Source organism: Bradyrhizobium erythrophlei (assembly GCF_900129425.1).
Taxonomy (GTDB): domain Bacteria; phylum Pseudomonadota; class Alphaproteobacteria; order Rhizobiales; family Xanthobacteraceae; genus Bradyrhizobium; species Bradyrhizobium erythrophlei_C.
This window is the reverse complement of sequence record NZ_LT670817.1, coordinates 8463510-8489780: the sequence shown is the minus strand read 5'-3', so window position 1 is coordinate 8489780 and position 26271 is coordinate 8463510. Positions and strand designations below refer to the sequence as shown.

Below are 26271 nucleotides of genomic sequence, written 5' to 3'. Positions count from 1 at the left end.
CTTAAACCGGCTGGTTTTCGGGGGCAGCGGCCTCCTCGGTCTTTTTGACCAGATCGGCTTCGGTGATCCAGCCGGCGATGACGCGCGCCTGCATGATCATATTTTCTGCATCGTCGCGCGAGGTTTCGTTGGGATCGAGAATGCCGGGATGCTTGGTCGGCTCGCCGCCTTCCTTGCGCTCGGTCCAGCCGACCAGATCATCGGTGGCGCAGCCGGCCAGATCCTCGACCGTTTTGATATCGTTCTCGCCGAACTTCACCAGCATTTTCGAGGTTACGCCGGGCACCGTCTTCAAAGCATCATCCACACCGAGTTCCTTACGTTTGTTTTCGAGTTCGCCTTCGAGCTGTTCCAGATATTCGCGCGCCCGGCTCTGCAATTCGTTCGCGGTTTCTTCGTCGAAACCTTCGATGCCGGCCAGTTCCTTGACGTCGACCATCGCCAGTTCCTCTACCGAGGTGAAGCCCTCCGACGCCAGCAATTGGCCGACGACTTCGTCGACATTGAGTGCTTCCATGAACACCCGGGTGGAGTTTTCGAAGTCGGCCTGACGCCGCTCGGATTCCTCCGACTCGGTGAGAATGTCGATGTCCCAGCCGGTCAGTTGCGAGGCGAGGCGCACGTTCTGCCCGCGCCGGCCGATCGCCAGCGACAGCTGGTTATTGGTGTCGGGAACCACGACCTCGATCCGCTCGCGGTCCTCGTCGATCACGACCTTGGCGACCTCGGCGGGCGCCAGCGCGTTGACGACAAAGGTCGCGATGTCGGGCGACCACGGAATGATATCGATCTTTTCGCCCTGCAATTCATTGACCACGGCCTGCACACGCGAGCCGCGCATGCCGACGCAGGCGCCGACCGGATCGACCGAGGAATCCCGTGAAATCACCCCGATTTTGGCGCGCGATCCGGGATCGCGGGCCACCGCTTTGATCTCGACGATACCGTCATAGATCTCAGGCACTTCCTGCGCGAACAGTTTCGCCATGAATTGCGGATGGGTGCGGGACAGGAAAATCTGCGGGCCCCTGGTTTCACGCCGCACGTCGAAGATATAGGCGCGGACGCGGTCGCCGTTGCGGAATACCTCGCGCGGCAGCATCTCGTCGCGGCGCACGATGGCTTCGCCGCGGCCCAAATCGACAATGACGCTGCCATATTCGACGCGCTTGACGATGCCGTTGACGATATCGCCGATGCGGTCCTTGAATTCCTGGTACTGCCGGTCGCGCTCGGCCTCGCGCACCTTCTGCACGATCACCTGCTTGGCGGATTGCGCGGCGATGCGGCCATATTCCAGCGGCGGCAGGGTGTCGGCGATGGTATCGCCGACCTGTGCGCCCGGATTGGCGCGTTGGGCGTCTACCAACGAAATCTGGTTCGAGGAATTCTCGACCTGCTCGACCACCAGCATGTGGCGCGACAGCCGCAATTCGCCCTTCTTGGCATCGATTTCGGCGTGGACGTCGGTCTCGCTGCCGTAACGTGCCCGCGCCGCCTTGGCGATGGCGTCTTCCATCGCCGCGATCACGATACCGCGGTCGATCGATTTTTCGCGCGCGACAGCATCTGCGATCTGCAGCAGTTCGAGTTTATTGGCGCTGACAGCTGCCATGCTCAGTCTCCTTCAGTGGGATCGATTTCGCCTCTCCGCAGTCTTTCTGCGGCCAGGCGGTGTTCCTTGGTGTTTTTCGGGGCGCTCGCTTGCCTAGGCTTCAATTTCGGCTTCGGTTTGTTGCTTTTCGAAGGATCGCTTTTCTTGGCGTGCGGCGGTGGCGGCGGCTCAAGGCCGAGAGTCTGGCGCAGCTCGCGCTCCGCGGCCTTGCCGCGCCGCATCGATTCCGCGATCAGCTCGTCGGTCAGAACCAGCCTCGCGTCCGCGATATCTTCCATGACCAGCATGACATCGGCATCTTCGCCCGCGCGTATGTCATCGCGATGTAACTGCACGGCATCGCCCTCGACGCCTCCGAGCGTGCCGCGGAACCGCTTGCGGCCTTGATGCGCGACCGCCATTTCGATTTTCACGAGATGGCCGGCATAGCGTTCGAAATCCGAGCGGCGCACCAGCGGCCGGTCGATCCCCGGCGAGGAAATTTCCAGCCGATAGGCGCGGTCGATCGGATCGGCGACGTCGAGCACCGGCGACAACGCCTTGGAGATCGCCTCGCAATCCTCGATCTGCATCGATCCATCGGGCCGCTCCGCCATGATCTGGACGGTGCAGCCGGATTCACCGGAAATCTTGATCCGCACCAGCCGGTAACCCATTCCCTGCAATACCGGACCCGCGACCGCCGACACCCGCGCCGCCATGCCGGGCTCGACCACCAGGCGCGGCTCGGCAAGCAGATCGGTATCTACGGAACCAGCAGTTGGATCGGTCATGTCCAGCGTCAAAGGCGGTCTAACTTCAGTTGGGTTGGTGCCGGGCCTTAAAGCGGTCCGGCTGTGCTGCCCGGGCCTCGTCCGGCGCCGTTACCCGCGTCGGGCTGGTTCGGGTAATAAAAAAGAGCGGGTCCCGGGGGGCCCACTCTCAATACGCGATCGTATGAGATACCAAAAGTTGGCGGTGATATAACGGTTTTCCCCTCATCCGGCAAGGCCCGAGAGGCCCTGAGGCCGCGATTTTGCGCACCCGCAGACACCGTTCCGAACCTAACCCTTCCTTCACCAAGCCAGCCTAAATTGCCACGAAACTTGGCGATGCGTCGGGTTTGAGTGCGTTTAATGACAGTCGCCACCTCGCTGATTCCCGGGCTTGATGAAATCGTTAAAAACGGTGATCCTAACCGCCGCGCCGAGGCCGCGCGCAGGATCAGCGAACTGTTCCTGCATGGTGCCGCGAATTTCCGGCCCGAGCACGTCGATTTGTTTGACGGCATTCTGATTGATCTGGTTCCCCATACGGAAATTGCCGCGCGTGCCGCCCTCGCTGAGCGGCTGTCCATGCTCGCCAAGGCCCCGCGCGGGCTGGTCGGGCAGCTCGCGCGCGAGGACGAGATATCGATCGCAGGTCCGTTGCTGCGTCGATCGCCCGTCATCGATCAGGTCGCCCTGATCGAAATTGCGCGCTTCAAGGGCCAGGGTCATCTGTTGGCGATGTCGGCGCGGCCGGCGCTGTCTCCCGATCTCACCGACGTCATCGTGCGCCGCGGCGACCGCGAGGTGGTCAGGCGCGCCGCCGGCAATGCGGGGGCTGAGTTTTCGCATACCGGATATTCGGTGCTGATCAGGCGCGCCAGCCAGGACGGCGTGCTGACGCTCGCGGTCGGTCAGCGCGATGATCTGTCGGGTCCGCAGCTGAGGGATCTTCTGGCAGGATCGGTCGACATCGTCCGCCGCCGCCTGCTCGAAGTGGTCAAGCCCGGCAGGCAGGCCGACATCAAGCAGGCGATGAGCGAAATTTCCGGCGAACCCGAGCGGGTCGAGAGTCGCCGCAACTTCGCGCCGGCGCAGCGCGCGATCCTTGCACTTCACAACGCCGGCGAGCTCAATGAAACCGCGCTGCTCGGTTTCGCCAAGGCCCTAAAATACGAGGAATCCGTTGCCGCGCTGGCCGCGATGTCCGGGGTGAAAATCGGAACCCTCGACCACCTGATTTCGGGCGACCGCCACGATCCGATCCTGATCGCCGGCAAGGCGGTCGGCCTCGAATGGGCAACCGTGCGCGCCCTGATCCTGCTTCGGTTAGGCCCCAACCGGGTGCCGGCACCGGCCGATATCGAAACCGCGCGCGTGAATTTCGCGCGCCTGATGCCGTCGACCGCCGAGCGGGTGGTGAGTTTCTGGCAGACCCGCCAATCGGCATGACGACCGCGAGTTTCGCGGTTTTATCCGATCCGCCGAAACCGCAGATACGCTGCCTGGCGGCCTTCGCGCTCGGCCTTAACGCCATATCGCGTCATCGTGTAATCGGCCCATGGCAGGCGCCAGTCGGAGGCCCGCTCCGCGGCCCAGATGAAATCGGGCGAGCGCGCAAGATGCTTGAGCGTCCATGCGCCGTAATCGTCAATGTCGCTGACAAAGCGAAATTCGCCGTCCGGTTTCAACACGCGCGCCATCGCTGCGACGGTGGCGTCCTGCACGAAGCGTCGCTTCCAATGCCGTCGCTTCGGCCACGGGTCGGGATGGATCAGGTCGATGCGAACAAGCGAATGCGATGGCGCCCATGCCAGCAATTCGGCGGCATCACCGGCGAACAGCCTGATATTGCCGATGTTGTGGCCTTCGATCTGCGTCAGGATCTTCGCCATGCCGTTGACATAGGGCTCGCAGCCGATGAAGCCGATATTCGGAAAAGCACGTGCCTCCGCGATCAGGTGCTCGCCGCCGCCGAATCCGATTTCGAGTCTGATCTGATCGGCCGGCGGGTCGAACAGGTCGGCGAGATCGGGGCAGGGCGTGCCGGTATCGAGCGCAAGCCGCGGCAGCAAATGTTCGATCAGGTCGGCCTGGTGCAAGCGAAGCTTGTGGCCCTTGCGCCGTCCGAAGAACGATCCGTGCGGGTGAGCGGCAGCGTCATCGTCGGACGATGCGGAGCGATTGCCGGGATCGGTGCTCGCGACGCTCATCGCAGTGTCTGATACAGCCGATGCAACAGCCGCGCCCTCGGCTCGATCGACGAGATATACATCTGCTCGTAATGGGTATGCGCGCCCTTGCCATCGACGCCGAGGCCGTCGAGAGTCGCGGTATGCGGCGCGGTGAAATTGCCGTCGGAGCCGCCGCCGGTGGACGTGTCCACGAGGTCGAAGCCGATTTCGGCGGCGAGCGTCTTGGCATGTTCATAAAGCGCTGCGCCGGCATTGCCCTTCTCGTAAGGCGGCCGGTTCAATTCGCCTGTCACTTTGACGCTGACGCCTTCGGTGCGCGATTTCAGGTTCAGGATTTTGGGCACCAGAACGTCGGCATCCGCGATCGAGGGAACGCGCATGTCGACCTCGGCGTAGGCCTCCTCGGCAATGACGTTGGGCTTGGTGCCGCCCCTGACGACGCCGACATTAACGGTCACGCCGCGCTTGATATCGTTCATGGCTTCCAGCGTTTGAATGATATTGGCGAGTTCGCGTATCGCGCTGCGGCCGTCCTCGGGCCGGGTGCCGGCATGCGCCGGGACGCCCCTGACGAAAATCTCGAAGCGCGCCACGCCCTTGCGCCCGGTGACGATTTTTCCGCCGTCGCGGGCAGGTTCGGTCACCAGCACGTATTTCGCTCTTCGCCCCTCGGCCTCGATCAGCGCGCGCGACGTCGGGCTGCCGATCTCTTCATCGGAGACGTAGAGCTGCGTCACGCCAAGCGGCGGCTCGGCTGTGGCGCAAAGCTGCGCAAACGCATGGTAAGCCAGATAGGCTCCGCCCTTCATGTCATAGATGCCCGGGCCGAAGGCGCTGTCGCCCTCGATTCTAAACGGCAGACGCTCGATGAATCCGATCGGATGCACGGTATCGAGATGACTCAGAACCAGGATGCCCGGTTTATCCTGGCCCCATGCCGAACGCGCGACGAGATGATCGCCGCAACCGGAATGTCCCGGGATGCGCTCGATGGCAACAGGCAAATCGCGATAACCGCCGGCGACGAGTGTCGCAAGCTTGTTGATTTGGTCGGGCGCTTCCGTCGGCGTCTCGATCTCGACCCAGCGGCGGATGCCGTCGAGGATGGTTTTGGAATCGAAAGGGTTGGCTGTCGTCAGCATGTTGTGTGCCTGCGATTGTCATTCCGGGATCGCTCGCTTCGCGCACGCCGCGGAATGACGCGGCGCATCTTAACGCTTGTCGGATGCATCGCGCGTGGCGATCTGTTCGACCAATTCCACAATGCTGCGCCGAAGCTTGGCGTCGCTGATGCGTGTGAACGCACGGGTAAGAGCCAGGCCCTCGGAGGTCGCCAGGAAATCGGAAACGTACGCCGGCGAGGTTCCTTCGCTGTAGCCTTCGGCGGTCGCGACGCCGCTAGGTCCTCCCTCGAACAAAAACGATACTGGGACCTGGAGAATTTCGGAGATCTGCTGAATGCGGCTGGCGCCGACCCGGTTGGTGCCCTTCTCGTATTTCTGGACCTGCTGGAATGTGAGGCCCAATGCTTCGCCCAGCTTTTCCTGGCTCATGCCCAGCATGATGCGGCGCATGCGCACACGGCTGCCGACATATTTGTCAACAGGGTTGGGCGCTTTGGTGGACATTTCCAACACTCCTTGGGATCGCACCATGCGATGAGACAAACGGGAGTATGCTACCGTCAAATCTTGCTCGGAGGGTCGGAGAGAAATGCAGACAATTTGGAGCAATGAACTGACTGGATCTATTCTTGGTTAACAGAATGCGAATTGCGCAGTCGGTCTGTCAACTGGTGGATTTTCGTGCGTAAAGAATTTTGCCTATAACCGAAAACAAACATGAATATGCAGGCGTCAGGAGCGCCGCTTCGCGACGCGCCGCCGAAGGACGAAGAGAACGGCGGCGGCGACGATGATCGCGGTGGGAATGTCGCCGTTGCGTGCGTAAACGGTCGGCGGAATCGCAGACGGCAGGCTTGAATCCAGCACGCCTTCGACGCCGAGACCGAGCTGCGCGACCACCCGGCCCAGCGGATCGATCACGGCGGAAACGCCTGTGTTTGCTGCGCGGACCAGCGGCAGTCCTTCCTCGATCGCGCGCAGACGCGCCTGTTGCAAGTGCTGGTAGGGGCCGGTCGAGATTCCAAACCAGCCGTCATTGGTCAGGTTGACGATCCAGCCCGGGCGATCGTCGTTTGCCGCAACGATCCCGGGAAAGATTGCTTCATAACAAATCAGCGGTAGCGCGCGCGGCGCATTTGGTACCGCCATCGTGCGCCGCCGCACGCCCGGGATAAATCCGCCCTGAACCTTCGTGAGTTGCACGAAGCCGAGCTTCTCCATCCAATCCTGGAACGGCAGATACTCGCCGAATGGAACCAGATGCAACTTGTCGTAGACCGACAGCACGCTGCCGTCGTGGTCGATGACGTAGATCGAATTATAGGCGCGCGTGATTCTTGTGCCGGGCGGCACATCGGGCGCGCGCACCGAGCCGGTGATCAGGACGGTTCCCTTGGGCAACAGATCGGCGATCTGCGCCATGGCGTCGGCTTCGCGCGTCAGGAAAAACGGGAACGCCGATTCCGGCCAGATCAAAATGCTGGCGTCGCGCACGCCGGTGGATTGCGGCCCGGAGGCGCGGTCGGACAGCGTCAGATATTTCTGCATCACCTCCGCTTTGGCGGAGTAATTGAATCTGACGTCCTGCTGCAGATTGGGCTGCATGATCCGCAGCTTGACGCCGGCAACCGTCGTGGTCGGATGCCGGCTCAAGCGAACGCCGCCGAACACGCCCATGGCGACCAGCAGCATGAGCGCCATCGCCGGCGCGATCCATGGTTTGCGCCCACGTGAACTTCCATCGATCAGCACGGCCGGGCTGGCGAAGATTGCAACGCTGAGAAAGGTCAGGCCCCAGAGGCCGATCAGCGATGCGGTCTGTGCCAGCGCCAGCGGTTCGGTCAGCGCATAGCCGAACGCATTCCATGGAAAGCCTGTGAGCACATGACCGCGCAGCCATTCGCTCAAGGTGAGGCTTGCGGCCAACGCGATCACCCGCGAAGCGTCCCTGGTCCAGATCAGGCGCGCCAGCGCGAAGCCGAAGGCGGTGAACAGCGCCAGATAGGCCGGCAAGCCCAACACGGCGAACGGCATCAGCCAGGCGAAGGTGGAGGCATCGACCAGGAAGGCGTAGCCGATCCAGTACAATCCCGGCACAAAGTAACCGAGCCCGAACCACCAGCCGGCCATCGCCGCCGCCGGCACGCCGTGCAGCCGTCCGGCGCCGGCGCCGTCGATCAGCCAGACCATCACCGGAAACGTCAGCAACAGCACCGGCCATGCATTGAACGGCGCCATCGCGAGCGCCGACAGCGCCCCCGCGACGAGTGCAATGAGGGCGCGCTTCCATCCCCAGGCGAGAATGATCGAAAGACCGGCGCTACGGAGTTTGTCGGAAGCTTTCACCGCGAACCGGCTCCATCGCCGGGCGGCGGGCTCGCATTGTCGTTGGCCTGCGCCGGACCAGACTCCGGAGTTGCCTCGCGGCGGCGGCTCTCGCGCGGCGCCCGGGGCGCGGGACGTTCCTTGCGCGTGGCGATGCGCAGGCGCTTGACCCGTCTCGGATCGGCATCGAGCACTTCGATTTCGAAATTGCCGGGGCCGGAAATGACTTCGCCGCGTACCGGCAAGCGGCCGACATGGGTCACCAGATAGCCGCCAAGTGTCTCGACTTCTTCTCCGGCCTCGCCGGTGACGAAATCCTCGCCGATCACGGAACGCACGTCGTCGAGACTGGCGCGCGCGTCGGCGATGAAGGAATTATCGGCCTGCCGCACGATCGCCGGCGGCTCATCGCTGTCGTGTTCGTCGTCGATCTCGCCGACGATCTGCTCGACGATGTCCTCGATCGACACCAGCCCGTCGGTGCCGCCATATTCGTCCACCACCAGCGCCAAATGGATGCGCGAGGCCTGCATCTGCGCCAAGAGGTCGATCGCCCGCATCGACGGCGGCACAAACAGCAGCTTCCGGATGATGTTGGCGTCGGCCAGCGGCATCGCGAGATCGACCGCGCGCAGGTCGAGGCCGGCGGGGAGCGGCTTCTTGCGCTTGGTCTTGCCGGTGTCGGGCACGCGCGCTCTTGCGGTCATGAAGGCCAGGAGATCGCGGATGTGCACGATGCCTTCGGGATCGTCGAGGGTTTCGTTGTAGACCACCAGACGCGAATGCGCCGCACTTTCGAACAGGCTCATCAGTTCGCCGAGCGGAATGTCACGCTTGACCGCGACGATATCGGCGCGATGGATCATGACGTCGGCGATGCGCCGTTCATGCAGGCCGAGGATATTGCGCAGCATGGTGCGCTCGATCGCCGAAAACCCAACCTCGTCCGGCGTGCTTGCGTCGAGCACAACCTGCAGGTCGTCGCGGACCGATCCAGGCTTCCATCCGAACAGCGTGCGGATCGCGCGCGTCAGCCAGCTCTCGGCGGCGGGACGCATGACTTCGCTCGGCGGCACCACGGCCGGCAGGTTGCGCGTGTTGCGCGGATTGTCGTGGGTCGGTTCGGAGTCCGCCATTTCAGTCCATCCGCTCCCGGTCCGCATACGGATCGGGAATGCCGAGTTGCGCCAGAATCTCCGCTTCGAGGGTTTCCATGGCTTCGGCGTCGTTGTCTGTTTCGTGATCGTAACCGATCAGATGCAGGAAACCATGGACCGCGAGATGGCTGAGATGATGATCGAACGGCTTTTGCTCGTCATCGGCCTCCCGGCGCGTGGTTTCATAGGCGATGGCAATGTCGCCGAGCATCCGCGGCGCATCGTCGGGGCCGCCCGCGCCGGTCGGCGGCAAGGCCGGAAACGACAGCACGTTGGTCGGCTTGTCGATGCCGCGCCAGTTGCTGTTGAGCGTGCGAATTCCGGCGTCGTCGGTCAGCATGACCGCGAGTTCGGCTTCGCCGAGGTTCGCGTTGACGATCTCGGCTGCGGTCGCAATGGCGCGATCGATCACGGCTTCGGCGTCGGGCTCGGTCTGCCAGCAACCGGCGACAACGAGAACCTCGGTGAGGGGAAAGGCAAAGGGCGCCATCGGTCCAGAATTTCTTTTGCGCTCCGAAATCGCCTCCGGCGCGCTCCCGGCGGTCAATTTTCGCATCAAGACTTGGGGGTTGCCGGCCGCTGTGGCAATCCTTCATACGCGGCGACGATCCGTGCCACCAGTTCATGGCGGATCACGTCTTCAGCCGTGAATTTCACCTGGGAAATGCCCTCGACGCCATGGAGCAGCTTTGCGGCTTCCGCAAGTCCCGAAGTCTGGCCGTTCGGCAGGTCGACCTGGGAGGGATCGCCGGTAATGATCATGCGGCTGTTCTCGCCAAGCCGCGTCAAAAACATCTTCATCTGCATCGAGGTGGTGTTTTGCGCCTCGTCCAGGATGATGGCGGCGTTGGTCAGCGTGCGGCCGCGCATGAAGGCCAGCGGCGCGATCTCGATCTCGCCGGCCTGCAGCGCGCGCTCGACGATCCGCGAATCCATCAGGTCGTACAGCGCGTCATAGATCGGCCGCAGATAGGGATCGACCTTCTCGCGCAAATCGCCGGGCAGGAAGCCGAGCCGCTCGCCGGCCTCGACCGCGGGCCGCGACAGGATGATGCGATCGACTTCCTTGCGTTCGAATAATTGCGCGGCATGCGCGACCGCGAGCCAGGTCTTGCCGGTGCCGGCGGGACCGATGCCGAACACCAGTTCGTGACGCTTGAGCGCGCGAATATAGGAGTCCTGCGCGGCGGTGCGCGCCCGTACCGGGCGCTTGCGCAGATTGATGGTCTCGAACGACGATTTGACGGTCTTGGCGTCGAATTCGAACAGCGAGCCTTGCGCGATCACGGCGCGGATCGCGCCTTCGACATCGCCCTGCGCCAGTTCGTGACCCTGCGTCGCCTGCGCATACAGCGTTTCCAGCACGCGCCGCGCGGCGTCGCAGCCGTCGCGCGATCCGGCGATGGTGATGTGATTGCCGCGCGAATCGACCACCACGCCAAGCCGGCGCTCGATCAGTGCCAGGTTTTGTCCGTAGGGTCCGACCAGCGCCGAGGCCGCGCGGTTATCGTCGAAGTCGATGACGACCTGGGTTTCGGGCGGGATCTGCATGTCGCGGTCAAGTTTGCGGCTGGGAGCAAGCGAAGACGAATCCGATGCGCTTTTGGGCAAGGGTTCAGGCTCCCGTGGTCATTGGAGGAAATGTCATTTGGGAAGGGGTCATTTGTGACAAAGTGGGCTGCGGGGCAGCAAGTTCGCCGAGCAGGCTGTAGCGCTCGAGGCTATCGATCCTCACCGGCAACACCCGTCCGATGATGTCAGTCGACGCCATCACATGGGCCGGCTGCAGGTAGGCGGTGCGGCCGACGATCTGGCCGGGGTTGCGGGCGGCGCGTTCGAACAGCACATCGACGGTGTTGCCAATCGTCGCCACATTGAAGGCCGATTGCTGGCTGTCGATCAATTCCTGGAGCCGCACCAATCGCTCGTCCATATCAGCCGCTGTCACCATCTCCCGCATGTCCGCCGCCGGCGTCCCGGGCCGCGGCGAATATTTGAACGAATAGGCACCAGCGTAACCGATTTGTGTGACCAGTGCGAGGGTGGCAGAGAAATCTTCCTCGGTCTCACCGGGGAAACCCACGATAAAATCCGATGAAAATGCAATATCTTGCCGGGCGGCGCGAAACCGGTCGATGACGCGCCGGTAATCGTCGACGGTATGTTTGCGGTTCATGGCAGCGAGAACCCGGTTGGAACCGGATTGCACGGGAAGGTGCACGAACGGCATCAGTGCCGGGAGGTCGCGATGCGCCGCGATCAGGGTCTCGTCGACGTCGCGGGGATGGCTGGTCGAATAGCGCAGGCGAACGATGCCGGGAATTTCCGCAAGGCGATGCAGCAGGGTGCCGAGCGACCACGTTCGCCCGTCCGGGCCCTCGCCGTGATAGGCATTGACGTTCTGCCCGATCAAGGTGATTTCGCGCACGCCATTGTCGGCGAGCCTGAGCACGTCGTCGACGATTCTGGCGACGGGGCGCGATACCTCGGTACCGCGGGTGTACGGCACCACGCAAAATGTACAGAACTTGTCGCAGCCTTCCTGCACCGTGACGAACGATGAAATGCCGCGCGCCCGTATCGCATCGGGCTGCGGCGGGGCCAGGAATCCGAATTTGTCCTCTACGGGAAATTCGGTCTCCAGCGCACGGCCGTGGCTCCTGGCGCGCGCCAGCAGTTGCGGCAGATGGTGATAGCTTTGCGGACCGACGACGACATCGACCACCGGGGCGCGGCGAATGATCTCGCTGCCTTCGGCCTGCGCGACGCAACCGGCCACCGCGATGCTCACATGGCGGCCAAGGCGCGCGGCTTCGTCCTTGACGACGCGCAGCCGCCCCAGTTCCGAGTAGACTTTCTCGGAGGCCTTTTCGCGGATATGGCAGGTATTGAGGATCACCAGATCCGCGTCATCGACGCTGGCGGTCTCGACAAAGCCCTCAGCCGCCAGCGTGTCCACCATGCGTTGCGCATCGTAGACGTTCATCTGACAACCATAGGACTTGATATGCAGCTTGCGCGGCGGGCTCATGGAACCTGAATGGTATGCGGAAACGGCGCCAATGCGGCGCAGAGCTCAAATATAGGCTAAAGTGCGGAAAATCCAGCGTGATAGCCGTCATTCCGGGGCGATGCGCCAGCATCGAACCCGGAATCTCGAGATTCCGGGTTCACGCGAAGGTGCGTGCCCCGGAATGGCGGGTCCCGGCGGTCAACCCGGCACGACGGACGCTTCAATCCGACCGATCAGACCAGGCAACTCCCGCATGTCGTTGAACGTCATGACCGCTCCGGCGGCGCGCAGCGTCTCGGCATAACCGGGCCGGCAATGGCTGCCGCCGTGAAAACCGAGCACGGTCATCCCGGCCGCCACCGCGCCGGTGATGCCGGGCACGCTATCCTCGATCACCAGGCATCGCGAGGGGGCCGTCTGCATCTGCGCGGCCGCGAACAGAAAAAGGTCCGGCGCTGGCTTGCCGTTGCGGACCTGCGTCGCGGAGAAAATGTTCGGTGCAAATGTGTCATAGAGCCCGACACGGCCGAGACTGACGCGCATTCGTTCCTGCGAACCGCTCGATGCCACGCAGACCGGCTGGCCGATCGCATCGAGGGCTGCATCGATGTGAGGCACCGCTTCCAGCTTAGCCGCGAACGACTGAAACAACTCGTCCCGCAATTGCACGTGGAAGTCGTCAGGCAGGCTGTGGCCCAATTCGGCTTCGATTTCCAGATTCGCCTGACGTGTCGACCGGCCGAGGAAACGATCGAACACCTGTTCGGACGATATCGGGTAGCCGTGGCGGGTCAGGACCTCGGCATGCGCGCGGCACGAAATCACCTCGCTGTCGACCAGCACGCCGTCGCAGTCGAAAATGATGAGATCGACACTCGCGTTCAATATTTGCACGCGCTTCAGGACTTGTCGTCGTCCAGGGGAATGCAATACAGCTCGAGCCGGTGATCGACCAGCTTGAAGCCGAGCTTGCGGGCGATTTCAGCCTGCAGCTTTTCGATCTCCTCGGAGGTGAATTCGATCACCTTGCCGTCGCGCAGATTGATCAGGTGGTCGTGATGGCTGTCGCGCATCTGTTCGTAGCGGGCGCGGCCCTCGCGGAAGTCGTGCCGCTCGATGATGCCGGCGTCCTCGAACAGCTTGACGGTCCGATACACCGTCGAGATCGAAATCTTGTCGTCGACCGCGACGCAGCGGCGATACAGTTCCTCGACGTCAGGATGATCCGCCGCCTCCGCCAGCACGCGTGCGATCACACGGCGCTGCTCGGTCATGCGCATGCCGGTGGCAGCACAGCGCGCCTCGATACCGGTGGCCTTGAGCGCGGGGGTCGATTTCAGGGCGGTCATGGACGCTTTCTGCCACCGCGGGCGCGTCAGGACAAGTCGCGGCGCATCAAGAGCGCGTTCAATTGTTCCCCGCTCGCCTGCCGGTAATACCGTTCGCGGCGCCCGGCGATACCAAATCCGGCCCGCTGGTAGAGCCGCCGCGCCGGCTGATTGTTTTCCTCGACCTCGAGGAACACGGTACGCACGCCGCGGCCCGCCAGATGGCCAAGATGGGTCAGCAGCAGATCGCGCGACAGGCCACGTCCGCGATGGCTCGCGGCAATGGCGATCGAAAGGATTTCGGCCTCGTCCGCCGCCATCCGCGACACCGCGAAGCCGATGATTTTCCGTCCGATCCTGAGGCGGTGCACCAGGGTGTTGCGCTCGGCCAGCATGGCCTCGAATTCGCCTTCGCCCCAGCCGCGGTGAAACGATTCGCCGTGCAACTGCGCCAAACGGGCCGCGTCACGCAGGCTCGCGGGTTCGATCGCCGCCGTGCCGCCGCTCCACAGTTCGGAGAGCCATGCCATCATGACGCGGTCGGCTGCGCGGCTTTTTGTTGCGGGTCCTTGGCGGGCTTGGCGTCGGGCGCACGCAGATAAAACGGACGGGCCGGCGCGGTGTCCGGGCTGACCGCGGCGCCGAGCCAGCCTACCCAGGCAATATCCGGCGCCGGCTGCGCGCCGACCTTGAACGGCGGCAGCGCCTGCGCCGGCCAGCGCTCGGCAAGAATTTCGGCGGCGTTGCCGACCAGATACGGCGCGCCGAACCGCGACGCACCCAGCGCCTCCTCGATCGGCGCGACCTGCGGGCGGATCAACGGGCCGCCATTGCCGCTGACCACCTGAAAGTACACATGGTCGTGCCGCGCATCGATGGCGGAGATCACCGGATGCTCGCCGTTCTCGCTGACGACAGGTGCGGCATAGGCGGTCAGCGTCGTCACTCCGACTACCGGCTTATCGGCGGCCAGGGCAATGCCGCGCGCGGCGGAGAGGCCGACGCGCAGCCCGGTAAAGCTGCCGGGACCGGTGGTCACCGCGATGCGGTCGAGGGACGCGAACGCGATGCCGGATTCCTTCATGACCCGCGCGATCAGCGGCATCAGCGCTTCGGCATGGCCGCGCTTCATGGCTTGCGATTCCTGCGCGATCAGCTTGCCGGCGTCGGTGTCCAGCACGCCCGCGGCACAGGCATCCAGCGCGGTGTCGATGGCGAGGATCAGCATGGAGAAAAAGCGAATAGGGAGTGGCGAATAGCGAATCGAAGGCCGCTAACCGCCATTCGCCATTCGCTATTCACTATTCGCCACTCCCCAAATCACACCGGCCGGACTTCTACCACGTCCGGTACGAAGTGCCTGAGCAGGTTCTGGATGCCGTGCTGCAGCGTCGCGGTCGATGACGGGCATCCCGCGCAGGAGCCCTTCATGTTGAGATAGACGATGCCGTCCTTGAAGCCGCGGAAGGTGATGTCGCCGCCGTCGTTGGCGACCGCCGGGCGCACCCGGGTTTCGATCAGGTCCTTGATGGTCGCGACCGTCTCGGCGTCGGCCTCGTTGAAGAACTCGTCCTGCTCGTCGGCGGCCTCGTCGCTGCCAACGCTGCCGTCGGCCAGGAGCGGCGCGCCGGACATGTAGTGCTCCATGATGGCGCCGAGGATCGCCGGCTTGAGATGTTGCCAGTCGCTGTCGTCCTTGGTCACGGTCACGAAATCCGACCCGTAGAACACGCCGGTGACGCCGGGCACGTCAAACAGTCGCTCAGCCAGCGGCGAGCGCGCCGCGGCCTCGCGGCTGGCGAATTCCAGGGTGCCGCTGTCGAGCACGGCGCGGCCGGGAATGAATTTCAGGGTGGCGGGATTGGGGGTGGCTTCGGTCTGAATGAACATCGGTTTTCTCCGGCGTCGCCGGTTCAAGGCCGGCGCGTGGGTGTCCCTTAGCAGATGGCGACGGCAAACGCACGATCAAGGGGCGCAGGGCAGCAGTTCTCAAGCCGCATCAGGGACCTACGGTGACAGGGGCCTAGGACAGCGCGTCGATGGCCGCGTCGCTGAGATCACCCGATACGATGGTGACGGGGATCGGGAATGAGCCGACCGCGCTCGCCATCATGGTGATGATCGGGCCGGGACCTTCCGGCCCCGGATTGGCGGCCAGCACCAGTATCGCGATATCGACGTCCTGGTCGATGACGTCGAGGATCTGTTCGGTCGGGTCGCCCTCGCGGATCACCCGTTCGGGCGTAATCGCGGCGATGCCGTTGGCGCGGCCGGCCGCGCGATCGAGCGCGGCGTTGGCTTCCTCGTGCGCCTCGGCGCGCATGATGTCGGCGACCCCCAGCCATTCCTGGTTCTGGTCCTCGGTCTCGATGATGCGCAGCATCACCACGCCGCCGCCGACCCGGATCGCCCACCGGCTGGCATAGTAGACCGCGCGGTCCCATTCCGTGGTGTCGTCAACGATGACAAGACATTTTGGCTTGTGGCCCGTCTCGTAGCTTCGTCGCTGGGTGCTCATGCATGTCCCGATGCTGCGCCAGACAGGCCGCATGCTGCCACGGCGCAGCCGTCTTCGACAAGCGACGACAGCGAGAACTGTGCGCTGCGTCAATTATGTCAAAGACAAGGAAAGCTACGGCTTGCGGACGAAGCCGACGATGTCCTTGGTCGCCTTCATGGTCTCGGCGGCGATGGCGCGGGCGCGGTCGGCGCCATCAACCAGGACCTGATCGACGTGGCCGGGGTCGGCGACCAGCCGTTTCATTTCGGAGGCGATCGGCGCCAGTTTGGCGACGCAGAGTTCGACCAGCGCGTTCTTGAAATTGGAAAACTGCCCGCCGCCGAATTCGCCGAGCACGTCGGCTTTGCTGCGGCCCGACAGCGCGGCGTAGATCCCGACCAGATTGTCGGCTTCGGGGCGCGTCTCCAGGCCCTTCTCCTCCGAAGGCAACGGCTCCGGATCGGTCTTGGCCTTGCGAATCTTCTGCGCGATGGTGTCGGCGTCGTCAGTGAGGTTGATCCGCGAATTATCGGACGAATCCGACTTCGACATCTTCTTGGTGCCGTCGCGCAGCGACATCACCCGCGTCGCGGGGCCTGTGATCAAGGGCTCCGGCTGCGGAAAAAACAATCCGTCCGCAAAACCGTGGCCGCGGATCGAGTCGCCGAAATCATTGTTGAATTTCTGGGCGATGTCGCGGGACAGTTCGAGGTGCTGTTTCTGGTCCTCGCCGACCGGCACATGGGTGGCGCGGTACAGCAGAATGTCGGCCGCCATCAGCACCGGATAGTCGTAGAGTCCCACCGACGCGTTCTCGCGGTCCTTGCCGGCTTTTTCCTTGAACTGCGTCATGCGGTTGAGCCAGCCGATCCGTGCCACGCAATTGAAGATCCACGCCAGTTCCGCATGTCCGGACACCTGGCTCTGGTTGAAGACGATATGTTTTTTGGGATCGATGCCGGAGGCGATGAAGGCCGCGGTCACCTCCCTCGTATTGCGCGCAAGTTCCGCCGGGCCGCCCCACACCGAGACCGGCTGCGTCAGCGCGTGCATGTCGACCACGCAATACAGACAGTTGTGGGTCTCCTGCAGCTTCACGAAATTGACGATCGCGCCGAGGTAATTGCCGAGATGCAGATTACCGGTCGGCTGGACGCCAGAAAAAACCCGTTCAACGATCGCCATGTTTTTCGCTTTCCGCAGTCCTGCTACGCGCCGTCAGATGCCATGCGCGCCTCAGTCGCGCAAGTCGGAGGCGGCGGTTTGCCTGAATGCGGCTGCCGCTTCGCCCCAACTGGCGACGCCGAACAGGGCCAGAAGCGCGCCGTAAACTGCGGTCCCGCCTGCGATCAGCACCGCCAGCATGAGCGCCTGCGCGACGCCATGCGGTTCAGCGCCCGGCGCCGGCATGAGCCTCGCCGTCAGCCACAATAGGCCGCCCATGACAAGTGCGGCGACGGCAATCCGTGGCAGCCGACGGCGCGCCGCGGCATCGATTGAAAACCCGAAGGTCGCGGCGCCGCGCCGGATCAACGAAAGCGCGCTGCTCCACGCGCCCAGCGCGATGCTGGCGGCAATGCCGCTGGCGCCAAACAATCGGCCGAGCACCAGCGCCAGAACGATCGCGACCGCAACGCCCTTGAGCGTTGCAAACAGCGGCGTCAGCGTGTCGCCGCGTGCGAAGAAGGCCGGCGCCAGCGCCTTGACCAGCACTTGCGCGGGCAGGCCGAGCGCAAGCACCGTCAGCGCCTGCGCGGTGGCGGCGGTATCCGACGCGGTGAAGGCGCCGTGCTGGAACAGCATCCGCACCACGGGCTCGCTCAGCACGATCAATCCCAGCGTCGCCGGCAGCACCAGCCCGACAGCGAGTTCGAGGCCGCGCGACTCGGCGTGGGCGACGACGGTCCGGTCATCGCCGCGCAGCGCGCGCGTCAGTTTGGGCACCAACACCGTGCCCATGGCGACGCCGACGATCCCGAGCGGCAGTTCGATCAGGCGGTTGGCGAAATACAGCCACGACACCGCCGACGGCGAGGACGAGGCGATGATCGCACCGGCGACGACAAGGATTTGCGGCCCCGCGCTCGCGATCATGCCGGGGATCGCCTTGCCAGCAAAACCGCGCATATCGGCGTCGAACGCGACGCGCAGCGGCGTCGCCGTACTGCCGCCGCCACGGCCCAACAGCAGAATCAGCAATTGCAGCAGCCCGGCAATGCCGACGGTGGCGGCCATGATCAGCCCGGCATCGTGGGCGTCCGGTCGCCAGCCGAGCAGCGCGATCATCACGGCGATCAATACGATGTTGAACAGTAATGGCGAGAACGCCGTCAATGCGAACCTGGATTGCGCGCTCATCAGCGCCATCATCACCGTCGCGGGCCCCGCGAAGGCGAGGTAGGGCAGCATCAGGCGGGCATCGTCGACCGCCAGTTGCAGCGTCGGATGTCCGGCAAAGCCCGGCGCCAGCAACGTCACGACCAGCGGCATCACTAGGCCGATCAATCCCGCTACCACGATCAGCGCCGCGCTGACGGTGCCGAGCACGCGGCCGGCAAAGGCCGCGGCCGCCACGGCGCCCTCGGTCTGGCGCAGGCGCAGCCATGCCGGCACCAGCGCCGCATTCAGCGCGCCCTCGGTCAACAATCGCCTGACCACATTGACCAGTTGGAACGCCATCAGGAACGCATCGGCGACCGGGCCGGTGCCGAGCAGCGCCGCAATCATGGCGTCGCGCGCGAATCCGAGCAGCCGCGAGGCAAGTGTTCCCGTGGAAACGGTGAGAAAGGAACGGATCATCGGAGGCTGTATAACACCGTCGCTTGCTGGCGCAGGGTCGATCGTGATAGGCCGCTGCACGCATTCAAGCCGACTGGAGCGGATTTTTCGCGCCATCGCAATCGCCGCACACAGGACTGACGGATGACTACAGCGAAATATGACGTTCTCGGGATCGGCAATGCGATTTTCGACGTGCTGGTGCAGACCGACGAGCAGTTTCTTAGCCTCCACGGCATGACCAAAGGCGGCATGGCGCTGATCGACGAGGCGCGTGCCGCCTCGATCTACCGGGACATGGGGCCGGCGACGGAGATGTCCGGCGGCTCGGCGGCCAACACCATTGTCGGGATCGCCAATCTGGGCGCGCGCGCGGCCTATGTCGGCAAGGTCAGGGATGACCAGATCGGACGTCTTTATATCCATGACATCCGCGCCGCCGGGGTCGCGTTCGAGACCAAAGCGGCGGCTGACGGCCCGGCCACCGGCTGCTCCTACATCCTGGTGACGCCGGACGGCGAGCGCACCATGAACACCTATCTCGGCGCGGCGCAGGAATTGATGCCCGGCGATATCGACGAAGTCCAGATCGCGGCATCGAGCGTCATCTATCTCGAGGGCTATCTCTGGGATCCCAAAAGCGCCAAGGAAGCCTTCGTCAAGGCATCGACGATTGCGCATCAGGCCGGCCGGCAGGTCGCGCTGACGCTGTCGGATTCGTTCTGCGTCGATCGCTATCGCGGTGAATTTCTCGACCTGATGAAGAACGGCACGGTCGACCTGGTATTCGCCAACGAGGCCGAATTGCGCTCGCTGTACCAGACGCCCGATTTCGACGCCGCGCTTGCGCAATTGCGTGTCGATGCAAAACTCGGCGTCGTCACCCGCAGCGAGAAAGGCTGCGTGGTGGCCTCAAAGGACGGCGTTATCGCGGTGCCGGCGTTTCCAATTGAAAAGATGGTGGATACGACAGGCGCCGGCGATCTGTTCGCCGCCGGATTCCTGTTCGGCCTAGTGCGCGGCGCCGGTCATGAAAATGCCGGCCGGCTCGGCGCACTCGCCGCGGCCGAAGTGATCCAGCACATCGGCGCCCGGCCGCAGACGTCGCTGAAGGAATTGGCGAAGCAGAACGGGCTGCCGGTGTAGGCGGTCAACCCATAAATCTGCCGGGCGAACGGCGCCGCTATGGTCCCTTATGCGCTGATAGCGGACCAAATTCCGCGGGCAGCTGAATGACGCGATGTGCCATAAGCTGACCTGGATTGCTTGTGAATTTAGGAGGCCGGGTCTCGGAGCGGCAGCGGTCGAGGTTTTGGGTCAATCGGGCCGCCGGGGCCAATTAACCGCCCGGTCTCTAAGCGGAACGCAAACCTGCTCCGGCGTCGGAAATTGGACTCTCAAGATTGCCGACACACCCTCCCGACCGAACGATTTGTGGCGCGTGGACAGTCGCAAACTATTCCATCTCAAGCTTCCGGCCGCCGCAGCGTTGGCGCCGTATAGCGGGCATAGAGCGTCTCGACGCGGTCCCGCCACATCGCCACGAACGCGCCCGACGTGAGGCGATCGACCGACTTCCATTCGCGTTTGACCGCCGGCAGCGTGTTGCCCCAGATGGCGCGCTTGCACCATCGCTCGCCCTTCGCCATGCCCTCGTGGGTCGCGCACATCGATTTCCAGGCAATCTGCTGCGGATGGCTGACGTGTTCGCCGGCTCCTTCCCAGCCCTGCTGGTGGATCAGATAGCGATTGGCGAACGTCAGCTTCTCGTGCGTCACTGCTTCGAATAGCGCGGCCTCGGTGACGAACTTGTAGGCGGCAGCCATAGCATTGTCGCGAGAATTGAGGATGTCGCCCGACCCGTATTCACCAAACTCAGACTTGCTCAGCTGGAACAGACCGATATAGGAGCCGGTCCGTTCCTTGGGATTAAAATCGGATTCGATTTTGGCAACCGCCTTCATGAAATTGGCATCGACACCGAATGCTTTGGCCGCGCGTTCGATCTCCTGGATCGGCGTTCCGAGCGGAACGTCGCTCAATGCCGCCAAGGCGATCTTCGCGGGTTTCTCCGGCGGGGGAGTTTCCGAGTAGACGTAGTACTTCAGATACGGCAGTTCGCCTTCGTCCGGCTTGGGCGAAGCAGGGGGCGGACGGTCCTGCTGTGACATCGCCTCGTTCTCGGGCGGCGCGGCGTCAAGGCTGGCACGGGCCTCCAACATTCGCCCTTGCCGCGGCGACCCGGTCACATCGGACGGCATCACCGCGTTCGGCGTCGCGTCGCTGAATTCCACCGCAACAATCGCATTGGCCGATGATCTTGTGTCGAATTTCGCCTCGATGACAGGGGCCGGCAACTCTGCGCGGAGGTTTGTTAGCACCGTCGTCACGTTCAGCGGGATGGCGCTGAATGCATCAGCAACTCTCGCATTCGGCGTTGCAACGCTCGGCGGCGATGCCGCGATCTGATGGATCGCGGCAAGCGAAGTCGCGCTCAGCGCGCCGACAATACAGCTTGCTTGCCAGATTTTCAATGTCGCCAGCCGGGTTGCCGCGGTTTCCCCATTCAATCCCAACTACAGATCCCCGACTTGGCACGCAGATTAAGGGGGCGAAGGGAAGATAAGTGTGGCAGACGACCGAACTGCTCGTATTTTCTCGATGGTTGTGGCTAACGAGTTACATAGTGGACAGCCATATTGACCAATTCCGACATCAATCTCACCGTCCGTCCGCTCCATCAGCGAGCGCCGCAAGCGTAGCCGCAGCGCGTACGGGTCATCGAGACGACGCGAAACCCCTGCATCGACGACGGCTGGGTCTGCTCAGGGCCAATCGCGACGGGTCGAAGCCAGCAGCAAATCCGATCATGTCCAGTCTTTTTGGATGGGGCCGCTGCACCGAAATGGACCGATGCCGCCGGCACGGCTTGCACTCGACTCTCATTTTCCTCCGATGATCGACGGATGCCGGTGATTTGCCCGACGTGTCAAATTCTCCTTCCGCAGCGCCGGCCCCGAAGAAAAACGCGCGCCCGACGGGCTAGATTTGGTGTGATTTGCCCTGTCCAGTCCCATAGGAAAAAATATTCTGGTTTTCCGAAGCCCCAAATCGCCGCTATATCTGATGCCGTCTTATCCCACTGGAGGGGCGTATCGCGATCGTCACGGACGCGGGATGAGATGCGGTGGACGCGGGCAGCGTCGGGCGTGCGACGGGATCGCAGGGCGGATTGCTCTCCGTGAGCGATCACCAAGCACGCAAGACGAACGACGCAGCCTCGTACGGCAAAACAGTGTGGTCCTGGCATCCGTTGCTGATGTCAAGTCGGCGGAGGTTTATCGAGCCCAACCGGGCTTCGATGCGCCTTTAATCCGCCGATGACGGTGACAAAACGAACTCGTCGCCGGGGAGAGCGCGGCATAAGCCGTCAAACCATTGCGCAGGGAATGTCGGATTGCCTCCGCTGACCTGTATGCTCGTGTGCGTTTTCCTTGTGCATCTTGCACACGAGACCGCGGGTGCAGCGCGCACCCGGCATTCCCTGCGCCCTCCAATTTAGGGCGAGGAACGTTTGGGCAAACCTCGGGCGCATCGCGCCGCGAGAACGCGAAACTGCGTTTGTCATTGGAGCACATCACTGCGTGCGCGCCGCCGACTCAGCAACATCAACACTCTCGGCCGCAAGGGGATGGGGAGAGAGCGCGCGCAAGACCTCACGCCGTCTTCTGCGTCTTCAATCCCAATCGCGACTCGACCGTTTCGCGCATCAGGAATTTCTGGATCTTGCCGGTGACCGTCATCGGAAATTCGTCGACGAATTCGACGTAGCGCGGAATCTTGTTGTGCGCGATCTGGCCCTGACAGAAGGCGCGGATTTCGTCGGCCGTCAGGGTTTCGCCGGAGCGCGTCCTGATCCACGCGCACAGCTCCTCGCCATAACGGTCGTCGGCGACGCCAAAAATCTGCACGTCCTGGATCTTGGGATGGCGATAGAGGAATTCCTCGATCTCGCGCGGATAAAGGTTCTCGCCGCCGCGGATCACCATGTCCTTGATGCGGCCGACGATGTTGCAATAGCCCTCCTGATCGATGACGGCGATATCGCCGGTGTGCATCCAGCCGCCGGCGTCGAGCACATCGGCGGTCTTTTCGGGCTCGTCCCAATAGCCCAGCATGACGCTGTAGCCGCGGGTGCAGAGTTCGCCGCGTTCGCCGCGGGGCACGACGCGGCCCTCGAGATCGACGACCTTGACCTCGACGTGCGGATGAATGCGCCCGACGGTCGACACCCGCCGCTCCAGCGGATCGTCCATCGCGCTCTGAAAGCTGACCGGGCTGGTTTCGGTCATGCCGTAGGCGATGGTCACGTCGCGCATGTTCATCTGTTCGTTGACGCGCCGCATCACCTCGATCGGGCAGGGCGCGCCGGCCATGATGCCGGTTCGCAGCGACGACAGGTCGAATTTCGAAAATTCGGGATGGTCGAGTTCGGCGATGAACATCGTGGGGACGCCATAGAGCGTCGTGCATTTTTCCCGCTCGATGGTCTGCAGCGTCACCAGCGGATCGAAGCCCTCGCCGGGATAGACCATGGTCGCGCCTGACGTGACCGAAGCCAGATTGCCCATCACCATGCCGAAGCAGTGATAGAGCGGGACCGGAATGCAGATGCGGTCGCTTTCGGTCAGGCCCATCGCGCGCCCGACGAAATAGCCGTTGTTGAGGATGTTGTGATGGGTCAGCGTGACGCCCTTGGGCGATCCGGTGGTGCCGCTGGTAAACTGAATGTTGACGGGATCGTCGAACTGCAACGTCTTGCCGAGCGTCGCGAGCGCGTCGCGGTGGCGCGCGCCGCCCATGGCCGGCACCTCGTCGAAGGGAATCGTGCCCGGACAGGCCGGGCCGCCGACCTGGATCACCGCGCGCAGCTGCGGCAATCGCGCCGCCTGCAGATCGCCCGGCAGCGCCTTCGCAAGCTCGGGCAGCAGCGTGTTCAGCATCTCCATGTAGTTGCTGGTCTTGAACGCGGTCGCCGTGACGATCGCGCGGCAGCCGACCTTGGCAAGCGCGAATTCCAGTTCGCTGAGGCGGTAGGCGGGATTGATGGTGACGAGAATGAGCCCCGCCTTGGCGGCGGCAAACTGGGTCAGCGTCCATTCCGGCCGGTTGAGCGACCAGACGCCGATCCGCGCGCCGCGTTCCAGCCCGAGCGCGAGAAAGCCCGCGGCCAGTGCGTCGACCCGCTCCGCCAATTCCCGCCATGTCCATCTGACGCCGTGGCTCGGCGAAACCAGCGCCTCGCGATCGGCCCAGCGCCGGGCCGCGGAATCGAGGCTGCGCCCGATGGTGTCGCCGAGCAGCGGCGCATCGGCGATGCCGCAAACATAACTATCGGCTTTTTCCGTCATGTCTGCTTCTCCCTGCGCCGAAGCACGCACGCCGCGGAAGTTAGGCACGATTTACGTACGTATGTCCAAGGTTTGGTCGTGCCGCAACATCGCTTCACCCTCCCCCTTCAGGGGAGGGTAAGGTTCGCCACTTCTCGTTCACGCCGCCTTTTGCGTCGTGTCGAGCCCGGCATAGACGCCGCTCTCGAAGCCCGCGAAGGCTTCCAGGCACTTGTTGTCCGCGAACGGCAGCGTCTGCATCAGGATCACCCCGGTGACGTCGCGCGACGGGTCGATCCAGTAATAGGTGTTGGCGAGGCCGGCCCAGGCGAGGCTGCCGGGGCTGCGGCCTTCCGGCGTCTTGGCGGTGTTGATCAGGAAGCTGAGCCCCCATTTCTTCTCCATGCCGGGATAGAGATCGACATCGTTGGTCGCAAACGCGACCGCCGAGGTCATCCTGGTTATGTTGAGTTCGCCGATGTGGTTCTTTCCCATCATCGCGACAGTCTCGGGTTTAAGCACCTGGTTGCCGTTGCCGCGGCCCTTGTTGAGGATCATCTGGGTGAACTTGAGGTAGTCGCCCGCGGTGCCGTAAAGCCCGCCGCCGCCCATGTGGAATTCCGGATCCTGCTCGAGTTCGAACGGGATCGGCGCCAGCGATCCGTCTTCGCCGCGGGAGTGCATGCCGACGAGGCGCTTGCGCTGGGCTTCCCCGATCTTGAATCCGGTATCGGTCATGCCGAGCGGCGCGAACATGTGGTCGTGGAGATAGGCACCGAGCCGCTTGCCGCTGACGGCCTCGACCGCCTTGCCGACGAAATCGATATTGGTGCCGTACTCCCAGCGCGTGCCGGGGTCTGACATGATCGGGGTCTTCAGCGCGTCGTTCTTGCAGGTGGTGATGGCGGGCAGCCCCGTTTTCGCCAGATACTGCACCATGTCGCCGTTCCACATGTCGTAGGCGAAGCCGGCGGTGTGGGTCATGAGATGTCGCAGCGTGATCGGGTTCTTCGCCGGCCGCAGCTTCGGCTCGCCCTTGCCATCGAAGCCTTCGAGCACTTGCGGCGCGGCGAGATCGGGCAGCACCTTGCCGATCGGGCCTTCAAGGGAAAGCTTGCCCTGCTCGACCAGTTGCATCGCGGCCGCCGCAGTAATCGCCTTGGTCATGGAGGCGATCCAGAACACGCTGTCCAAGGTCATCGCGTCGTCCCTCGACAGGTCGCGTTTGCCGTACGCGCCCTGGTAGATCACTTCCTTGCTGTCAGCGGCCATCGCGACCACGCCAGGAATCTCTTTGGCGTCACTTTTCTGACGCAGGACTTGATCGATCTGAGCTTTGCTTTGCATGGGCCTTCTCCCGTTTAATTTTTCTTGAAGTCGTTGATCTTCCCCCCGGCCGCCGCCTCACGCAAGCAGGAGCGGCCGGTCAGGCCATGGCGGTCGCGATCTCGTGATGATGGTCCGGCGCAGACAGAACTGCAACACTCGCCGTAATTTGCGGTGAATTGTGCGGCGTTGCCGGTGACCTCATGGCGCATCCACGGTATCTTGATCGTGTAGAGACGATGGAACTGATTTCGTAGTAAGACATTCATATCGCAGCGCAACGGCGCCTCGGACGGGATGATTTGATGAAATTGATTGTGATTTTTGAGGTTGCCGGGGGGCGACAATGATTTCGACCTGGAGCGAATGGAAGCGATATCCGCGGGTCGGACGCGGGGAAAATATCGAAGCGCCGATCAGCCCCGGGATCTATGAAGTCCGTTATGCCGGCACCGGCGCGCTGCATTCGTTCGGTGCGGTCGATAATGTGGCCCAGGCGCTGGCGCTGCTGCCGATCGGTTCCAAATCATGGTTCGGGCGGCGCGAGCCCGCTCAGATGCCCGACCTCGAATATCGCACCTGCGCAACCTCCTCCAAGGCCGATGCCAAGGCCGCGGTGGAGCGCATGATCGGTCGCCGCGAAGCCTATATGAGCGGCGCGGCCTGAACCCCTGTCATTCCGGGGCGATGCCAACGGGTCCGCGCGAAGCGCGGCCCGATGACAGGCTCCGCATCGAACCCGGAATCTCGAGATTCCGGGTCTGGTCCTTCGGA

At 63.4% G+C, this 26271-nt stretch carries 25 protein-coding genes; 3 read left to right on the top strand and 22 right to left on the bottom strand.

Features of this window, described 5'->3' with window-relative positions; all coding sequences use genetic code 11:
- Window position 1 precedes the first annotated feature (1 nt).
- Together nusA and rimP are read right to left on the bottom strand one after the other, a co-directional pair.
- Complete coding sequence (nusA, locus tag B5527_RS40370; protein ID WP_079606466.1) at window positions 2–1615, bottom strand: transcription termination factor NusA; 1614 nt, start codon at window positions 1613–1615, stop codon at window positions 2–4.
- Between the two features lie 2 nt (window positions 1616–1617).
- Window positions 1618–2388: a ribosome maturation factor RimP gene (gene rimP, locus B5527_RS40365; RefSeq protein WP_079606465.1), complete on the bottom strand. Its 771-nt coding sequence runs from the start codon at window positions 2386–2388 to the stop codon at window positions 1618–1620.
- A 342-nt stretch (window positions 2389–2730) separates the two neighbouring features.
- On the opposite strand from rimP, the gene B5527_RS40360 reads away from it, so the two are divergent.
- A complete protein-coding gene (locus tag B5527_RS40360) occupies window positions 2731–3813 on the top strand; it encodes a DUF2336 domain-containing protein (RefSeq protein ID WP_079606464.1) in 1083 nt (360 codons plus the stop codon).
- A 20-nt stretch (window positions 3814–3833) separates the two neighbouring features.
- Here the strand turns inward: B5527_RS40360 and trmB are convergent, their stop codons facing one another.
- The 16 genes from trmB to murJ form a co-directional block, all read right to left on the bottom strand.
- Window positions 3834–4574 carry a tRNA (guanosine(46)-N7)-methyltransferase TrmB gene (gene trmB, locus B5527_RS40355; RefSeq protein ID WP_079606463.1) on the bottom strand — a complete coding sequence of 247 codons (741 nt, stop codon included), beginning with the start codon at window positions 4572–4574 and terminating at the stop codon, window positions 3834–3836.
- Window positions 4571–5698, bottom strand: coding sequence for a M20 family metallopeptidase (locus B5527_RS40350; RefSeq protein WP_079606462.1), 1128 nt, complete (start codon window positions 5696–5698; stop codon window positions 4571–4573). The genes trmB and B5527_RS40350 overlap by 4 nt, the downstream gene beginning before the upstream one ends.
- Window positions 5699–5767: 69 nt before the next feature.
- On the bottom strand, window positions 5768–6184 hold the full coding sequence (locus tag B5527_RS40345; RefSeq protein ID WP_079606461.1) for a helix-turn-helix domain-containing protein: 417 nt from the start codon (window positions 6182–6184) through the stop codon (window positions 5768–5770).
- Window positions 6185–6412: 228 nt separating this feature from the next.
- Window positions 6413–8026, bottom strand: coding sequence for an apolipoprotein N-acyltransferase (gene lnt, locus B5527_RS40340; protein ID WP_079606460.1), 1614 nt, complete (start codon window positions 8024–8026; stop codon window positions 6413–6415).
- On the bottom strand, window positions 8023–9168 hold the full coding sequence (locus B5527_RS40335; protein WP_079606459.1) for a hemolysin family protein: 1146 nt from the start codon (window positions 9166–9168) through the stop codon (window positions 8023–8025). Before B5527_RS40335 ends, lnt begins: the two co-directional genes overlap by 4 nt.
- Window positions 9143–9652: an rRNA maturation RNase YbeY gene (gene ybeY / locus B5527_RS40330; RefSeq protein ID WP_079607873.1), complete on the bottom strand. Its 510-nt coding sequence runs from the start codon at window positions 9650–9652 to the stop codon at window positions 9143–9145. Before ybeY ends, B5527_RS40335 begins: the two co-directional genes overlap by 26 nt.
- 65 nt (window positions 9653–9717) lie before the next feature.
- Entirely contained in the window at window positions 9718–10773 is a 1056-nt protein-coding gene (locus tag B5527_RS40325; protein ID WP_079606458.1) for a PhoH family protein, read from the bottom strand.
- 4 nt (window positions 10774–10777) lie between these two features.
- Complete coding sequence (miaB, locus tag B5527_RS40320) at window positions 10778–12193, bottom strand: tRNA (N6-isopentenyl adenosine(37)-C2)-methylthiotransferase MiaB (protein WP_079606457.1); 1416 nt, start codon at window positions 12191–12193, stop codon at window positions 10778–10780.
- Window positions 12194–12373: 180 nt separating this feature from the next.
- Window positions 12374–13060 carry an HAD family hydrolase gene (locus B5527_RS40315; RefSeq protein ID WP_154072787.1) on the bottom strand — a complete coding sequence of 229 codons (687 nt, stop codon included), beginning with the start codon at window positions 13058–13060 and terminating at the stop codon, window positions 12374–12376.
- A gap of 14 nt (window positions 13061–13074) precedes the next feature.
- On the bottom strand, window positions 13075–13524 hold the full coding sequence (locus tag B5527_RS40310; protein ID WP_079606455.1) for a Fur family transcriptional regulator: 450 nt from the start codon (window positions 13522–13524) through the stop codon (window positions 13075–13077).
- A gap of 26 nt (window positions 13525–13550) precedes the next feature.
- Window positions 13551–14036 carry a ribosomal protein S18-alanine N-acetyltransferase gene (gene rimI / locus B5527_RS40305; protein WP_079606454.1) on the bottom strand — a complete coding sequence of 162 codons (486 nt, stop codon included), beginning with the start codon at window positions 14034–14036 and terminating at the stop codon, window positions 13551–13553.
- Window positions 14033–14731: a tRNA (adenosine(37)-N6)-threonylcarbamoyltransferase complex dimerization subunit type 1 TsaB gene (gene tsaB / locus B5527_RS40300; RefSeq protein ID WP_079606453.1), complete on the bottom strand. Its 699-nt coding sequence runs from the start codon at window positions 14729–14731 to the stop codon at window positions 14033–14035. The genes rimI and tsaB overlap by 4 nt, the downstream gene beginning before the upstream one ends.
- Window positions 14732–14823: 92 nt before the next feature.
- A complete protein-coding gene (locus B5527_RS40295) occupies window positions 14824–15393 on the bottom strand; it encodes a NifU family protein (RefSeq protein WP_079606452.1) in 570 nt (189 codons plus the stop codon).
- Window positions 15394–15526: 133 nt separating this feature from the next.
- On the bottom strand, window positions 15527–16021 hold the full coding sequence (locus B5527_RS40290; protein ID WP_079606451.1) for a universal stress protein: 495 nt from the start codon (window positions 16019–16021) through the stop codon (window positions 15527–15529).
- Window positions 16022–16135: 114 nt separating this feature from the next.
- Window positions 16136–17188 (bottom strand): tryptophan--tRNA ligase, encoded by a 1053-nt coding sequence (gene trpS / locus B5527_RS40285; protein WP_079606450.1) that lies wholly within the window; start codon window positions 17186–17188, stop codon window positions 16136–16138.
- Window positions 17189–17239: 51 nt separating this feature from the next.
- Complete coding sequence (gene murJ, locus B5527_RS40280) at window positions 17240–18802, bottom strand: murein biosynthesis integral membrane protein MurJ (RefSeq protein ID WP_079607872.1); 1563 nt, start codon at window positions 18800–18802, stop codon at window positions 17240–17242.
- 123 nt (window positions 18803–18925) lie between these two features.
- Here murJ and B5527_RS40275 point away from each other — a divergent pair, with 123 nt between their 5' ends.
- A complete protein-coding gene (locus B5527_RS40275) occupies window positions 18926–19927 on the top strand; it encodes an adenosine kinase (protein ID WP_079606449.1) in 1002 nt (333 codons plus the stop codon).
- A 320-nt stretch (window positions 19928–20247) separates the two neighbouring features.
- On the opposite strand, the gene B5527_RS40270 is transcribed toward B5527_RS40275, so the two are convergent.
- From B5527_RS40270 to B5527_RS40255, 4 genes are all read right to left on the bottom strand, one after another.
- The gene (locus tag B5527_RS40270) at window positions 20248–21357 is read right to left on the bottom strand and encodes a transglycosylase SLT domain-containing protein (protein WP_245332433.1); all 1110 of its coding nucleotides are present in this window, start codon (window positions 21355–21357) and stop codon (window positions 20248–20250) included.
- A gap of 1140 nt (window positions 21358–22497) precedes the next feature.
- On the bottom strand, window positions 22498–24192 hold the full coding sequence (locus B5527_RS40265; protein ID WP_079606448.1) for an AMP-binding protein: 1695 nt from the start codon (window positions 24190–24192) through the stop codon (window positions 22498–22500).
- Between the two features lie 138 nt (window positions 24193–24330).
- Window positions 24331–25518, bottom strand: coding sequence for a serine hydrolase domain-containing protein (locus B5527_RS40260; RefSeq protein ID WP_079606447.1), 1188 nt, complete (start codon window positions 25516–25518; stop codon window positions 24331–24333).
- 14 nt (window positions 25519–25532) lie between these two features.
- Complete coding sequence (locus B5527_RS40255) at window positions 25533–25844, bottom strand: hypothetical protein (RefSeq protein ID WP_079606446.1); 312 nt, start codon at window positions 25842–25844, stop codon at window positions 25533–25535.
- On the opposite strand from B5527_RS40255, the gene B5527_RS40250 reads away from it, so the two are divergent.
- Window positions 25844–26164, top strand: coding sequence for a hypothetical protein (locus B5527_RS40250; RefSeq protein ID WP_079606445.1), 321 nt, complete (start codon window positions 25844–25846; stop codon window positions 26162–26164). The two genes, B5527_RS40255 and B5527_RS40250, sit on opposite strands and share 1 nt — an antisense overlap.
- Window positions 26165–26271 lie beyond the last annotated feature (107 nt).